This window comes from Pedobacter sp. UYP24 (assembly GCF_054057295.1).
Window position 1 is genome coordinate 476004 of record NZ_JBSRZD010000002.1, and the last position, 13848, is coordinate 489851.

Genomic DNA, 13848 nt, shown 5'->3' on the forward strand with positions numbered 1-13848 from the left:
AAAATATTTTTTTAGTCTAAATTTGAGCCTTACACCTTGAGAAAACAAAATACGATGGCCAAATTCATATCCTATCTTAAAACAAAATCCTTCAGGTCAAATCTAATAGCGGCAGTAATTACTGTTGCAGTGATTTTATTTGTTGCGTTTTTTAGTTTAAGATATTATACCAAACACGGCCAGGGGCTAAATGTACCTGTGTTAAAAGGCCTGGCATTTACAGAGGCAGTGAGCAAACTGGAAGCACTGGGTTTACGCTATGAGGTTGATTCTGTTTACATTATGGATACCCCTCCGGGCACGATAATAGACCAGGATCCAAATGCCAATACCTATGTAAAAGATAACCGTACAATTTATCTTACGGTTAGCATGAATAAGGCACCTGATGTAAAATTTCCTGATATTGAATCTAAACCGTTTAGTCAGGCGCGTGCCATTATAGAAAGTTTTGGGCTGAAACTTGGCGATACCACCTATAAATCTGATGTGGCCAGGGATGTGGTTTTACAGGTTTCCTTTGGCGGACAGCCCATCACTGTAGGTCAGGTAATTCCAAAAGGATCAAAAATAGATTTACTACTTGGAGACGGAAAAGGAAATGAAGAGGTTGAAATCCCTACCCTTATCGGGCTAACAAAGGACGAAGCTCTTTTTGCCTTGAGAAACGGCGCGATGCTCAACCTGGGAATGGTTACCTGGGAGGGTGTGATTACAGATTCAGCGGAGGCAGTTATTGTAAAACAAGAACCATTTGCTACAGACTCTGTTACGAAAGTTAAAATCGGCACACCTGTAAACATTACTTTATCAAACAAAAAATAATTACGCGCATATTTTATGGCAGAAGAGCAAAACAAAAGCAAGACTTCAAAAGGGAAAGTAATACTTGCCTTGCTAATGGCAATTTTAGTGGTTGGCGGATACTACGGCATGAAATTCTATTCCGTTTATTTTTCGCCAAACACAACAGGTAAAGAAAAGTACTTATATGTTAGAACAGGTTACAACATGGACGACCTGATCAAAGAGCTTGAATTGAAAGACATGCTAATAGATGTAGGAACATTTAAGCAGGCTTCTGCTAAAATGGGACTTTCTAATTCTTTAAAGCCAGGAAGATACGGCATTAAGAAAGGAATGAATAACCGCAGCCTGATTAACATGCTAAAGGCGGGAAACCAGGATGCTGTAAAACTGAAGTTCCATAACATCAGGAAGAAAGACAGTTTCGCCGGCTACCTGTCCAAAAGTTTAGAACCAGATTCACTTACATTTCTTAACCTGTTGGATTCAGCTGCGCTGATTGAAAAGTACGGATTTAACAAGGAGAACAGCTATGTCATGTTTATCCCTAACACTTATGAGATGTACTGGAATACATCAGCACCCGAGTTTTTTGAGCGGATGCATAAGGAATATGATAAATTTTGGAATGCTGAAAGGAAAGCCAAGGCTGCTGCCTTAAACCTTAACCCGATACAAGTCTCCATACTTGCCTCTATTGTTGATGCTGAGGCCCTATACGACAAAGAAATGCCCATCATTGCAGGATTATATCTTAATCGCTTAAACAAGGGAATTTTGCTTCAGGCAGATCCTACCGTAATTTTTGCCAATGGCGATTTTACTGTTAAAAGAGTAACCAATTCACTTTTAAGTGTTTCCTCTCCATACAACACCTATAAATATGCCGGTTTACCCCCTGGGCCCATTATGATGCCAAGCATAAATGCCATTGACGCTGTGTTGAATAAGAACAACAATAACTATATTTATATGTGCGCCAAAGAAGATTTTTCTGGCTACCATAATTTTGCTGTTACTGTTCAGGAGCATGAAAAGAATGCAAAGAAGTACAGAGAGGCGCTAAACAAGAGAAACATCTTTAAATAGCATGTATACAAGCAGCACAAAAATAAGGGTACGGTATGGCGAGACCGATCAGATGGGCTATATGTATTATGGCAATTATGCACAATACTATGAAGTTGGGCGGGTAGAAATGCTTAGAAGTTTAGGGATGGATTATGCCGCCATGGAAGCGAGTGGCATTATGCTCCCTGTATTGGAGCTGAACTGTAAATTTATCAAACCTGCGCTTTACGACCAGGAAATTACCGTAAAAACAACTGTAGCACAACTACCTAGTATAAGGATACACTTTAATTACGAGCTTTTTAATGCGGATGAAGAGTTAATCAACATTGGAAATACGAACTTGGTATTTGTTGACATGGCAAAGAACAAACCATGCTTACCTCCTGCAGAATTTATGGAAAAGCTAAAGCAATGGTTTTAATACGATAGTATGAATTGGGTACACAAACAACTCTTAAAGATAAAGCTATACGCGTTATTTATTGACTGGACAAAGGTTTGTATACTTCCCGGATTTAGTCCCCTACCGCTTTATACCGTTGCCACATTTTTTTTTAAAGAGATAGGGAAAGACTCGCTTGTGAACAAGGCTTCCTCCCTTGCCTACAATTTTATGCTGGCCATTTTTCCGGGTATTATCTTTTTGTTTACCCTAATTCCTTTTATACCCAAATGGGGTGGTATGAATTTCCAAAACAAGCTGATGGAACTTATCATTCTGATACTACCACAAGATGCCTACGGAGCTTTTAAAACGACACTGGAAGAGATTGTATTGAAGCAGAATGGGGGTTTACTTTCTTTTGGTTTTATCCTTGCCCTTTTCTTTTCTACCAATGGTGTTCATAATTTGATGATGGCATTTAACAAATCATCTTTAATTATTGAAACCAGAACTTGGTTTAAACAGCGACTTATTGCAATTGTGCTAACTATAATAATTACACTTTCTGTGATCGTTTGCATTATAGCAATGACCGTAGGTGAATTTGCATTGAATTACCTGAATTCAGAATTGAATATTAAAGATGGCCTGATCACCTTTGTAATACAATTAAGTAGATGGGCTTTATTGGGCACATTATATTTTGTAGCCATTTCAATTTTGTATCGCTACGGGCCAGCTCATGCTAAAAAATGGCGTTTCTTTAGTGCAGGATCATGGCTGGCAACAATTCTTGCCTTTTTAACCATCTGGGGCTTCTCATTTTACATCAATAACTTCAGCTCTTACAACAAAATTTACGGATCTATTGGAACTTTAATTGTTATTATGATCTGGTTGTACCTTAATTCGTTGATATTATTGGTAGGTTTTGAGCTCAATGCAAGTGTAGATTTGTCTAAGCGTAGTGTGAAAATCATCAAGCCAAACTTCAATTTGTTTAAAAAACCTGCTCCTGCAGAAGATAAGTTAGCGCACTAATAAAAATTTTCTAGCTCTGTTTTAAGTCTTTAACAACATTTTGTTAAAAAATCCATTACATTATTTGCAGAATAAAGGAGTATTTGTACTTTTGCGCCGGAGAGTTGGCAGAGTGGTCGATTGCGGCAGTCTTGAAAACTGTTGACTTGTTAAAGGGTCCGCGGGTTCGAATCCCCCACTCTCCGCACGTTTGTTTTAAGCAAACACAAAAAACAGCCCTTAGATTAATTTCTAGGGGCTTTTTCATTAAACACGAATATTTGTAGTGTAATTAGTAGTGCAAATTTGGATCAATGCCAAATGTTGTCGATTAGAAATACTTTTTTCTTTTTAGTCATAAGGTTGAGTTAACCTGTATAGGAAGAATTCTACATTTTTCAATCCTCTACACTGAGTTCTGAAAGCCTTTATTTTAGCGTTAAAGATTCTGCTGATGCATTTGTAGATCTGTTGTCAAAGTAGTTCAGTTTAGTTTGGCAATGATTTTGGATTGACCTTGAGGTGGTATTGAATGTTGTTCAGAATTGTTCACCCAAATATCTAAACATCTCTATCGTATTAACACAAATTATTCCAAATGGAGAACAAACATCTGGGATTTTAACTTTACTTTTTCTATTTGGCTCACTTGTTTCATGAGTAACTATTCTACTACCATTCGCAATGGAATAAGCAACTAATCATGCATATTTGTTCAATCAGCTGCTGCACGCATTTAAAGGACACTGGTTACTTACTATTCCGTTAAAAAGATAGACAAAATAAGTTTGCAAATAGTTGAACATAAGGTGCGTCAATGAATACAACCCAAATAAATTGTTCCAAAAGTACCGCTGGCCCAATCAACCAAATCAGTATCGCAGGTTTCAGATATGAAAAGACCGGCTTTACCGACAGTCATAACTGCATCCACAAACTCATCCCCGGTTTGTGGCTTGTTACTGCCTTCATTAAAAATGCAATACCTTAATGTGCCAAACATCTCAAAACTAAGTTCCATTTCCATGTCGGGGTCGTACCCGGAATTTCCACCAGCTTTTACCATTTTATTTATTAGCCCCATCGCTGATTTGAGTTGGATCGAAGCCATGTGAGCAATCAAATCTGCCAATTGAATACCCCTAATATGTCTTGAATCCTGTTCGGCGTAGAGTTTGGCGTCTTCGAATTTTAAGGCATTAAACATCGTATTGGCAACATTCAAGGACGAGAACATCCCTTGGTCCATAAAAATCGAAACAGATGTGCCAACCTGTGGGTTCACTTTAACAAACTGGTCGATCGCAAGTAGGCATTCCTGACCTACGTTCTCTCGCTTATCTCTTGGCAATACAACAATACCATACCTACAGCTCTGCTGGACTAATCCCTTTAGTTCCGATCTAAATTCAGCAAGTTCAGGTTGTTTTGAATAGTTAGCGGAACTTTTATATTCAAATTCATCGGGATCAAGTCCGCATGATTTCATTAAATCAACTAATTCCTGTTCAATTTCAGCAGAAGCATAAACGCAAGCACATAAAATAAATCCGGCGTGATCATGCACACTATCATCCACATAAAAATTTCCCATTATTGGTAGGTCTATATTGTTTGTAAAATTTGATTTTTGTAATATTAACTAAAGTTAATTAATTAAAAATCAGACAACCAACATCATAATTCATCTAGTAGAGTGTCTCAGAAATTCTCTACTAGGTAGTAACTCATTTATGATCTTCGGGTCTATCGTTGTCTAGTTGAATTGATTATTGGTTTATATGTCCTGCACAGAAAAAACTCTAGTTTCTGGGTCAAATCGGCCTTGTAGGGGTATGTTCTGGGTGAATACACCGAGCCAACACCCATCAGACACCGAGAACACAGCCATCAAACAGCCATTTTTCCTTATTCCATACCGAACAAAGCTCAATTCTGGATCCCGTTTACCTTGTACCTGGCTTCGTATATCTTACATCCATTAAAGGCACATCGACGGTTATTTAATCATCTTTTAGATATACCAAGGATGACGAACGGATATCGAACCGATACCGAATGGATAACCGACGTACGAAGCCGTACCGAAGGCAGGACGAAGCCAGGCCGAAGCCAGACACTTTATGAAACAAAAAAACCAGATATAAGGCGATCTACCTTAACTACCCTCCTGTAAATTTTCTGGTTATTCCCAGCCTCTTTATTTTTGAGTTGAGCGTGGTGGAAGGTACGCCCAGCAATTCTGCAGCGCCTCCAGGACCAGAAATCCGACCGTTGCACTTTTTAAGCACGCTTATTATATATTCTCTTTCGTTATCATCTATAGATTTTATCCTGTCGTCGGTATTGGAAGTGCCAGTCTCAGTTTTAACCAATGGCAGATGTATCCTTTCAATCACATTTCCACGGGTAAGCAGAACGTTGCGCTCAATCAGATGCTCAAGTTCCCGCACGTTGCCAGGCCAGTTATATGCAGAAAGGTCATTCAATGCCTGCGGAGATAGGGCGAGCTCTTTTTTCCCAACACGGTCCGCATACTTGAGCAGGAAAAACTCGGCGAGTTCGGCGATGTCTTCCTTGCGGTCTCTGAGTGCCGGGAGTACGATAGGAAAGATATTCAGGCGATAATACAAGTCTAGCCGGAACCTTCCCGCAGCCACCTCCTTTTCCAGATTGCAGTTGGTCGCGGCAATGATCCGCACATTGATTTTAACAGCTTCCTTTCCGCCCAACCTTTCTACTTCTTTTTCCTGCAATACCCTCAATAATTTGGATTGCGATTTTAAAGGCATTTCTCCTATTTCATCCAGGAAAATAGTGCCCCCAGACGCCTGTTCAAATTTACCCGTCCTGCGATCTGAAGCCCCGGTAAAAGCACCTTTTTCATGTCCGAAAAGTTCTGATTCTACCAGTTGTACCGGCAAAGCTGCACAATTAACTACGATAAAAGGCTTGTTGCTGCGGGCTGAGAGGGCTTGGATTGGTTTGGCAAATCTCTCTTTACCGGTCCCACTTTCTCCAAGTAGCAGTACAGAGGTTTCGGTTGGACCCACCAGTGATAGATGATCGAGGGCGGTTAGCAGAAGATGACTGCTGCCGGTAATACCTTCAAATCCATTTTTTGACAGCTCTGGTTAATAAGCCGGCGGGTTATGGGCTAAGTCAGGAAGATTTTTTATCCTGAACCTTACTTGCTCCACCGCGACAGGCATGGATCGCTGCAGCCTGCTAACCAGGTTAAGGTGACTTTTAACATAAACATTGCTTTTACGGCTGTAAAAAGAAAACATAAATCCAGGTCTATCTGGTACATTTAAGTACATGACCAGATTTGATTTCATGTTTGTAATTTCTTGTTGACAAAGGTTAGGGTCAGCAAAAAATGTGTCATTGTGTTGAGTAGGATTCTCTACTTCGCCAACTCCACCTAAACGACCACCGCGAATTGACCGGGAAACAATTTCCGGCAACGGCTGTTCTACCAGCAACTTCCTTAGAAGTCAATCAAATATTAACGAGAAAATTATGGCACATTTAGAAGTAGAACCAAAACCTTCAAGACCTTGGTGGGTCTGGTTATTGATTGTCTTACTGGTATTTTTGTTGGCCGGCATGCTGATCAGAAAATGTAGTGCAGATGGCGATACCAGCGCCCGTGATTCCATACCAACTGATACGAGTATGGTGATCGCGAAAACAACTCCGGACTGGAACAGTATTGATTTCAACTCAGCAGCTCAAACTGATGCTGACATTACTGACAGTGAGATCCAGACACGTAATGGCGGCAGTTACACCATTTACATGCTTGGGGAGAACATCCTATTTCCAACTGCGGGAAATGACCTAAGCGAGAAGGGCATCCAAAAATTACAGATGATTGCTGATGTACTGAACAAGCGTTTCCCGGAGGCAAGCATTGGGGTGTTCGGCAGTACCGACTCTACCGGCCCGGCGGATGAAAACAAAGAACTTGGACGCGAGCGTGCCACGGTAGTTAGAAACTGGCTTGCTGAGCACGAGAAAGTTGCTACAGATAACATCACTGTTCAGTCTCTGGGAGAAACGAAGCCAGTCGCAACCAATGAAACCAAATCGGGCAGGCAACAGAACCGCAATGTCTCCATTGTAGTTTTCCCTAAACAATAATTTTAAATCTAATATCATGGAACAAAACACATACAGATACCTGCAGGAACTCAGTGGCAGCGACTTTCAAATTGTTGATGAGGAACCCAATATTATTGGATGGGAGGTTAAGAACGAAAGCGGAACTTATATCGGCGAAGTAGAAGAGCTCTTATTCGATCCGCAAACCCGCGCCGTGCGCTATTTGGTAGTTGACCTGAAAAACAACGGCATGAACCTCGAACAAAAGAAAGTGATGATCCCTTTGGGGATCGCCCATCTGCATACTAGTAATGATGAAGTGGTATTGCCAGGTCTGCACCTGGATCAGTACAATGCACTTCCGGCCTATTACAAAGATCAGATCGGCCCTGAACTGGAAGTCCAAATCCGTTCAATTATTGGAAGTCCGGCCGCGCTAAGGATCGAGGAAACCATTACAGAATTTGATCAGACCCATTTTTACAATCATCATCACTTTGACAGAGGACGATTCTATAGCCGTGGAGGTATCCCTAAGCAAAGTATTGACCAACAAGATCATGAAAAATAATATGGAAAATAAAGCAACTAAGATCAGTGCCGACCTGCAAAAGTTCATTGAGAAATATGAACCCAATAAATTTAAGCTCATGGCTAAAGGCATTGAAATCCGCGGAATGAATGACATCCACAGGAGCATCACTTCAGCAAAAGAGCTGATTCAAAGAATGAAGCTTAAACTCACAGTAGTGCATACTGCCGATATGACCAGTTATGGGGGCTTTGAAGTCAACAATCTGCCCGCGGCATAACTAAAAATTCCGCACGTTAATCAGCTATTCACTTAGCAAAAACGCTACAGATGAAAAATGCATCTAAGCTTGTTGCTAATTGGCGTAATCGCGGTTATTGCGCCTTGGTTCATCACGCCCAGGATGTTTTACGAATCGATTATAATAATTCCTAAACCCTTTTTTTTAATAGAGCAGTTGCGAATAATTCAATCATACTAGGTGGTTGATACATGGTTGGAACATGGTTGGAACATAGTTGGAACATAGTTGGTACATCCACAGATGTAGCAACCATGTACTAACCATGTATTAACCACGTTTCATATAGCTTCTGAATATAAACTTGATCATTACAGAATTATTTGATTATTAGTAAAAGTTACGCTACTGCAGGTCGACTTCTTAAGTGCTCAAATCGCTTTCATCTTATGTGCTATGAAATAACAAATCACCTACTTTAGAAAAGGTTATTATTAACGGTAATAGAAAGAATGCTATATTTATTATTAATAAAAACCTCTTATGCTCCAAGTTCAATGCCCAAACTGTGAAAGTTATAATACCAAACACGTAACTCATAAATTTCGCTTAAGCTGTATAGTTATCATAATCATACTTCTGCTGATATCTTTTTCATTGGTATTATTTACTTCCGTCTATGTATTTGGTATCTTGGCATCAATAGTTTGTATTTTTGGGATATTATATAATGCATGTATGTATACGTTCTCCAAAAAGAACTACGCGAGATGTTACGACTGTAATAATCGTTGGAAGTTTTAAATCCAATTACTTGCCATGGTTACAACGACTACCCGACCCTACTACCTTTTATTTTATGAATTCAGCTAGCTTCCAAATTATTTTTAGCCTGCCGACATCCTTTATCTAACCATATTCCTTAGTTAATATCACCCAATTCATAAATCCAAAAAATTGTCAAATCACCAGTTACTATTCCATTATTGGCTCGAAATTCATCGTCATCCAGCTGGAAATCTAAAAATTAAATAACATTAGTGTCAATCTTTTTTAAAGTTCAGAAAGCATAGCGATTATCTGGTTTTTTACAACGATATTGCTACAGGTAATTAGTCTGGGGGAAGATAATGTTAGAACGCGTTAGTGAAAAAGAAAAAGCTGAACAGACTAACCTTCGTTTTGATTACGAAGTATATAAGTTTTTGCTTAAATGGGTGCATAAGCATCAGGATAAAACGTTATTACAGTTTGATCAGTCATTGAATGAATACGTGGTAAATGATGCCTTACGGGATTTTTTTTTAAACACAGAACATCCAATTCAGCAATTATTAAAACATCGTTTTATTGCCCGTCATTTGGGCAGGCGTTCCAAAAGAGTTTATTTTGATCCCATCACTGGTGATCCGCTACTTGCATTAACGGAGCAGCGAATTTATAACCTCGCCCGACGGATGGATAGTGAAAATATGCATATCCCATTCCGCTCAGTTCAACCTAACAAGCAAACCGACGCTGGAGATACTGCAGAAATCAATACCTATCCTTTAGAATCAGAAGAAATCCGTTATAACAGTGGCAACCACTTTACAAGCCGCCCTGCCAATGGAAATGTATTTGATGAAAATAGTAAACGTTGCAGATTAAAATCAATTGGTTCTTTACATGTGCTTTTTAAACGCGGATTTCTGGAAGATCGATTGCAAGACGTAAAAATACTTACCGCTGCATTACATGAGACTGGAGAAACGAATCCTCAATTCTTTTTAATTTATAGTAGGCATTCTCCAGAGGAAGGGCATTTTGGCGTATCTCTGTTAATGATGGACCCGGCAATCCCCAATTTTCCAAAGCGCATTCTGGTTTGCGATACGCTACTTAAGGAATTGCCGCATCACCCCCGCTGGTGGAATCACTTTATTAATGAATACACCAATGTATTTGGTTGCGCAGTGGCAGAGACCATTGAAGACCTTTCTCATCCACTTCAAAAAGTTAACATTAAAGGGGATAATCCATATCGACACGACTGGGATTGTCCCTATTACGCAGCTAGCATGGCAGATGCTCTCGCAGGATTAGTAAAAAGCAAACCTAATCTGTTGTTAAACGGAAAGGCAAATGATATTCACAATGCGATGAAAGATTTTATGCCGCATTACTACAAGCCCAACCGGGACATTAAAGACAGAAAAGGAATACAAAAGGCCAATCTTTTGAGGCGCTGGAAAAGCGGTCGCGAGGTAATTCACATGCTCGTTTCAGTTCAGCACATCAATTTTTACTGGTCCCAACAAGCCTGATTTTCTTAAGCCAGAATCTTTTCCGGGGCCCGATATTGTCCAGGTTTTACGCTTAGATTCAGGTTGTCCGGCATCATAAACAAGTCGGTTAAACCAGGTACTTGTAACCGCTACAGTTAGTGTATTCTTACCCTGTTTTACCAATTCTTTTAAGCTGACGCGATAAGGCGGCGCCCAAAGCTTCCTTAGTGCCTTGCCGTTTAAGGATACTTCCGCAGCCATATCAACGTTACCTAAATCTAATAGGTATTCCTTCCCAGCACTGAGATTATCGATATCAAACGTAGTAGTGTAGGATGCCGTTCCTGAAAATGACTTCCCCTCGGCTGAGATATCCAAATCCTTCCATGCTTTCAATTCTGTTAACGACAAGGCATCAGTCACGCCCCAACCTGCTGGAAAAGTGAGGATCCATGGGCTTGTAATCGCTATTGATTTAACTACTTTAGGTACATTAAGCAAAGCTGGCTTACCGCCATTTTTACGAAAAACGATAAAGCAGGAGGAAGATTTAACAAGATCAATTTCTACAAAGGTGCGGTTACCCACACGGCGACTTGAGACCACTCTGGACGTTCCGGTAACGGGATCCCATAATTCCACTGTTCCGCTGCTTCTAAAATTAAGTTCACCTGTAAAACCTTTCCCGCGCGGAGCGCTCACAAAATACCAATCGGCACCCTCAATCTGCCTGTGCGCCCATAGCGCATCTCCACCTAAAACATCAGGTGCTATCTTTAATGTAGTTATTGCCTCATCTATTGTAAGGCCTGATATCATGCTGCCTTTGCAAATCTTTCTAATTCCTTTGACGGTAGCAGCCCCCCAAATATTTTTGACAGCCGCATCAAAGCGCATTTTAGCCGCATCACCGCCGGTGAGGGTTGCCAATCCTATAGGCGCCTCTCCGACAATCGTAGCACCTTCGCGCAGCAAAGCATGTAATTTTTCTAATGTTTCTGGTAGCATATGCGGCGCATCTGGCAACCACAATAACCTGTAACTAATTCCTTCAGGAGTAACAAGCAGACCATTTTCTACCCTAAGTCTATTCAACAATACATCAGGATTGCAATAGTCGTATTTAAACCCTACCGGAAAAGGAGCATTCTGATTGGGTTTATGGTCTATCTCGTCGCCCAGGTACCAAAGCACGTCAGAAACCGGCCTACCTCTTTCCTGCATATAAGTACAGCGCGATAAGTAGTCTGTAAAATCAGGCATATAATTCCACCAGGTTTGTCCCCTTATAAAAGGGGTGCCAATTCCCGCTCCGAACGATGTACCAGGAGCAATAAAAGGCTCTTGTGGGTTAAGGGTATAGGTATGAAAGACAAAATGCGAAACCCCCTGTATGCTGTTCACATTGGCGACTTCTTTGAGCATATCAAGGTGTTCATCCCAGGATAGGTTCATAGAAGTAAATGCTTCCGTAGCAACTCGGGGCTTACCATACATCCGCGCTGCAGATGCCGTAGGTTTTATCGGTTTAAAATTTAAAGACCCTACAAATCCATCGCTCATCGGCTCCCAAAATTCACACATCGGTACATCTGCATATTTAAAATATTCCATTATATCAGCAGGAAAAACATCTCCTGCGGCCGTTTCATAGGTTACATATAACCCATTTTGATGGGCTTTTGAAGACATCTCACCATAATAGTTATGGGTCATCAGGTCATTAATCGTTTTACGCCAATCTGTTAAAAATCGGGAGGTAGTTTGGTGATCTTTAATGACGTAGCCGAGTAGTGCAGGTAGCCAGTTACGAAGGTCATATTTAGCAAAACGCTTAAACTCTTGTTCCATCGCTGGTGTCCAGCTCTGTGTATGACACTCCCAACTATCAATCAGCATCCCATTCAACAATCCTCCGGCAAGAGGGCCATTAGCGCCTGACAAACGGCCTATATAACCTGCAAAATGCGCGTCTGCGCCAGACTTAGCAAATTTATCTGCCTCCCAGCCTGTGCCTTCTATAGGCGCAGGACCATTTTGCTTACCTGAATTAACATGACCCAGGCGCAATATCGTCCATTTGCCTTTAGGTGCTTGCCAGGTCAATTTACCATCCTTATCCATTTTTCCAGAAAGATCAATGATTTGGTCTGTCTTTAGGAATGCCTCTGGCGATTGCACAGGATGCTGACCCGCACGTTCTAGACTGCGTAAAGTCCAGCCCGCTTCTGACTCCCAGCTATTCTTCCTTGCTGCAGAGAATAGCCTGAGCGACGATAAAGCCATATCATATTTATTAATTACAGTAATACGATATTTCTTTACGCCGGCAATTTCAGAACAGGCAAAAGTAATCGGCCTATCATCCTGCCAGTTGGATTGTGGCATATCTGCGGTTAGTATCTCTTTTATTTTACCATCTGGCAAAATAGCTTGTATCGCAATCTTAATTCCGGGTTCATAACTTTGGCCATGGTTAAAAGCTTGTACACTTGAAAACTCCAGGCTCCGTACCGGCACATCATTGGTAAACGTAACCTCTATCCAATTTGGCTGATCTGCAGTGGCAGGCGATAAGTGCAAAGATTCTTTGGCCTCACCAGCAAAATAAGGTCCCCATTTAAAACTGGTGTTGCTTTTTATAGATGCTGGAACAAGTGGTTTACCCGTATCGCCAATTGGGGTGGGAAAAGCCAACACCGTTATGTCATGGTAGTCGCGCCATGATTCAGTATGGGGCTCAGGAACAGGCAGTGTCTGATTGATCATCTTACCTCCTGTGATATCCGTACGGTTCCAAATCAGGTTACGCATGGCGTTTTCAGGTTCAATCCAGGGGCCACCAGATGTTGCCCAACCGGGACAATTGTTCATTGTAAACCGAATACCCAAACGGCGGCATTCCTGTGCAGTATGTTTTACAGCATCGTCCCAACTTGGACTAAGACTGGCTATTTGTGGTTGTACACCAGGCCATGGCCCACCAAATTGTCCATGAAAAAGCTGGATACCAGAAAAGCCTGCCTTTGCTACTGCTTCCAAATCCCTGGTAATTCCTGCTTTAGATACGTTGCCACCAATATAATGAAACCAGGTTTCGGGGTGGTATACTTTTGGGGGATGGAGAAAAGATACTTCATCATATTTACCAAAAGGACGGTTAAGTTCTTGTTTTGAAGGGAGAAAAGGAACCTTGGAAACTTGTGCGCTTAAAGAAGTGACAAAAACGACTAACATCATTAACAAAAACAATCCGGAAAAACGCGTACTATTCATTTCAGTTCTACATTTGGTTTATCGACAATATAGGTCGCTTGATTTACTAAACTGTTATGTACCATCATGTTTAACTATTTTTACAAAAGAATTTTCTTGTAGCGCTGTTTCAGTACTTAATATTGGAATAAAAATA

The 13848-nt window shown here is 40.8% G+C and carries 12 protein-coding genes, 1 tRNA gene and 1 pseudogene; 9 read left to right on the forward strand and 5 right to left on the reverse strand.

What is annotated here, in order from left to right; all coding sequences use genetic code 11:
- Nucleotides 1-54: 54 nt before the first annotated feature.
- From ACVWYN_RS06755 to ACVWYN_RS06775, 5 genes are all read left to right on the forward strand, one after another.
- Entirely contained in the window at nt 55-825 is a 771-nt protein-coding gene (locus ACVWYN_RS06755; protein WP_457288069.1) for a PASTA domain-containing protein, read from the forward strand.
- Between the two features lie 15 nt (nt 826-840).
- The gene (mltG, locus tag ACVWYN_RS06760; protein WP_457288070.1) at nt 841-1896 is read left to right on the forward strand and encodes an endolytic transglycosylase MltG; all 1056 of its coding nucleotides are present in this window, start codon (nt 841-843) and stop codon (nt 1894-1896) included.
- A gap of 1 nt (nt 1897) precedes the next feature.
- On the forward strand, nt 1898-2302 hold the full coding sequence (locus tag ACVWYN_RS06765) for an acyl-CoA thioesterase (protein WP_457288071.1): 405 nt from the start codon (nt 1898-1900) through the stop codon (nt 2300-2302).
- Between the two features lie 9 nt (nt 2303-2311).
- Entirely contained in the window at nt 2312-3307 is a 996-nt protein-coding gene (locus ACVWYN_RS06770; RefSeq protein WP_457288072.1) for a YihY/virulence factor BrkB family protein, read from the forward strand.
- A gap of 98 nt (nt 3308-3405) precedes the next feature.
- A tRNA-Ser gene (locus tag ACVWYN_RS06775) sits at nt 3406-3492 on the forward strand.
- Nucleotides 3493-3825: 333 nt separating this feature from the next.
- Here ACVWYN_RS06775 and ACVWYN_RS06780 read toward each other — a convergent pair.
- From ACVWYN_RS06780 to ACVWYN_RS06795, 4 genes and pseudogenes are all read right to left on the reverse strand, one after another.
- A pseudogene (locus tag ACVWYN_RS06780) lies at nt 3826-3975 on the reverse strand (DUF4411 family protein); the annotation flags it as partial.
- Nucleotides 3976-4100: 125 nt separating this feature from the next.
- Nucleotides 4101-4880, reverse strand: a complete 780-nt coding sequence (locus ACVWYN_RS06785; RefSeq protein ID WP_457288073.1) for a DUF3800 domain-containing protein — start codon at nt 4878-4880, stop codon at nt 4101-4103.
- A gap of 568 nt (nt 4881-5448) precedes the next feature.
- Nucleotides 5449-6339: a sigma-54 interaction domain-containing protein gene (locus ACVWYN_RS06790; protein WP_457288074.1), complete on the reverse strand. Its 891-nt coding sequence runs from the start codon at nt 6337-6339 to the stop codon at nt 5449-5451.
- An 81-nt stretch (nt 6340-6420) separates the two neighbouring features.
- Nucleotides 6421-6774, reverse strand: coding sequence for a hypothetical protein (locus tag ACVWYN_RS06795; RefSeq protein WP_457288075.1), 354 nt, complete (start codon nt 6772-6774; stop codon nt 6421-6423).
- Nucleotides 6775-6865: 91 nt separating this feature from the next.
- On the opposite strand from ACVWYN_RS06795, the gene ACVWYN_RS06800 reads away from it, so the two are divergent.
- The 4 genes from ACVWYN_RS06800 to ACVWYN_RS06815 all read left to right on the forward strand — a co-directional run bounded on the left by ACVWYN_RS06800 (nt 6866) and on the right by ACVWYN_RS06815 (nt 10475).
- Complete coding sequence (locus ACVWYN_RS06800; RefSeq protein WP_457288076.1) at nt 6866-7435, forward strand: OmpA family protein; 570 nt, start codon at nt 6866-6868, stop codon at nt 7433-7435.
- Between the two features lie 16 nt (nt 7436-7451).
- Nucleotides 7452-7967 carry a PRC-barrel domain-containing protein gene (locus ACVWYN_RS06805; protein ID WP_457288077.1) on the forward strand — a complete coding sequence of 172 codons (516 nt, stop codon included), beginning with the start codon at nt 7452-7454 and terminating at the stop codon, nt 7965-7967.
- Nucleotide 7968: 1 nt separating this feature from the next.
- Complete coding sequence (locus ACVWYN_RS06810) at nt 7969-8208, forward strand: hypothetical protein (protein ID WP_457288078.1); 240 nt, start codon at nt 7969-7971, stop codon at nt 8206-8208.
- Between the two features lie 1091 nt (nt 8209-9299).
- The gene (locus tag ACVWYN_RS06815; RefSeq protein ID WP_457288079.1) at nt 9300-10475 is read left to right on the forward strand and encodes a hypothetical protein; all 1176 of its coding nucleotides are present in this window, start codon (nt 9300-9302) and stop codon (nt 10473-10475) included.
- On the opposite strand, the gene ACVWYN_RS06820 is transcribed toward ACVWYN_RS06815, so the two are convergent.
- Nucleotides 10434-13676, reverse strand: a complete 3243-nt coding sequence (locus tag ACVWYN_RS06820; protein ID WP_457288080.1) for a glycosyl hydrolase — start codon at nt 13674-13676, stop codon at nt 10434-10436. The genes ACVWYN_RS06815 and ACVWYN_RS06820 overlap by 42 nt on opposite strands.
- Nucleotides 13677-13848: the final 172 nt, after the last annotated feature.

Coding starts and splice junctions, on each gene's coding strand:
- ACVWYN_RS06755 (WP_457288069.1), top strand. CDS start 55: ATGGCCAAATTCATATCCTATCTTAAAACAAAATCCTTCAGGTCAAAT.
- mltG (WP_457288070.1), top strand. CDS start 841: ATGGCAGAAGAGCAAAACAAAAGCAAGACTTCAAAAGGGAAAGTAATA.
- ACVWYN_RS06765 (WP_457288071.1), top strand. CDS start 1,898: ATGTATACAAGCAGCACAAAAATAAGGGTACGGTATGGCGAGACCGAT.
- ACVWYN_RS06770 (WP_457288072.1), top strand. CDS start 2,312: ATGAATTGGGTACACAAACAACTCTTAAAGATAAAGCTATACGCGTTA.
- ACVWYN_RS06785 (WP_457288073.1), bottom strand. CDS start 4,880: ATGGGAAATTTTTATGTGGATGATAGTGTGCATGATCACGCCGGATTT.
- ACVWYN_RS06805 (WP_457288077.1), top strand. CDS start 7,452: ATGGAACAAAACACATACAGATACCTGCAGGAACTCAGTGGCAGCGAC.
- ACVWYN_RS06810 (WP_457288078.1), top strand. CDS start 7,969: ATGGAAAATAAAGCAACTAAGATCAGTGCCGACCTGCAAAAGTTCATT.
- ACVWYN_RS06815 (WP_457288079.1), top strand. CDS start 9,300: ATGTTAGAACGCGTTAGTGAAAAAGAAAAAGCTGAACAGACTAACCTT.
- ACVWYN_RS06820 (WP_457288080.1), bottom strand. CDS start 13,676: ATGATGTTAGTCGTTTTTGTCACTTCTTTAAGCGCACAAGTTTCCAAG.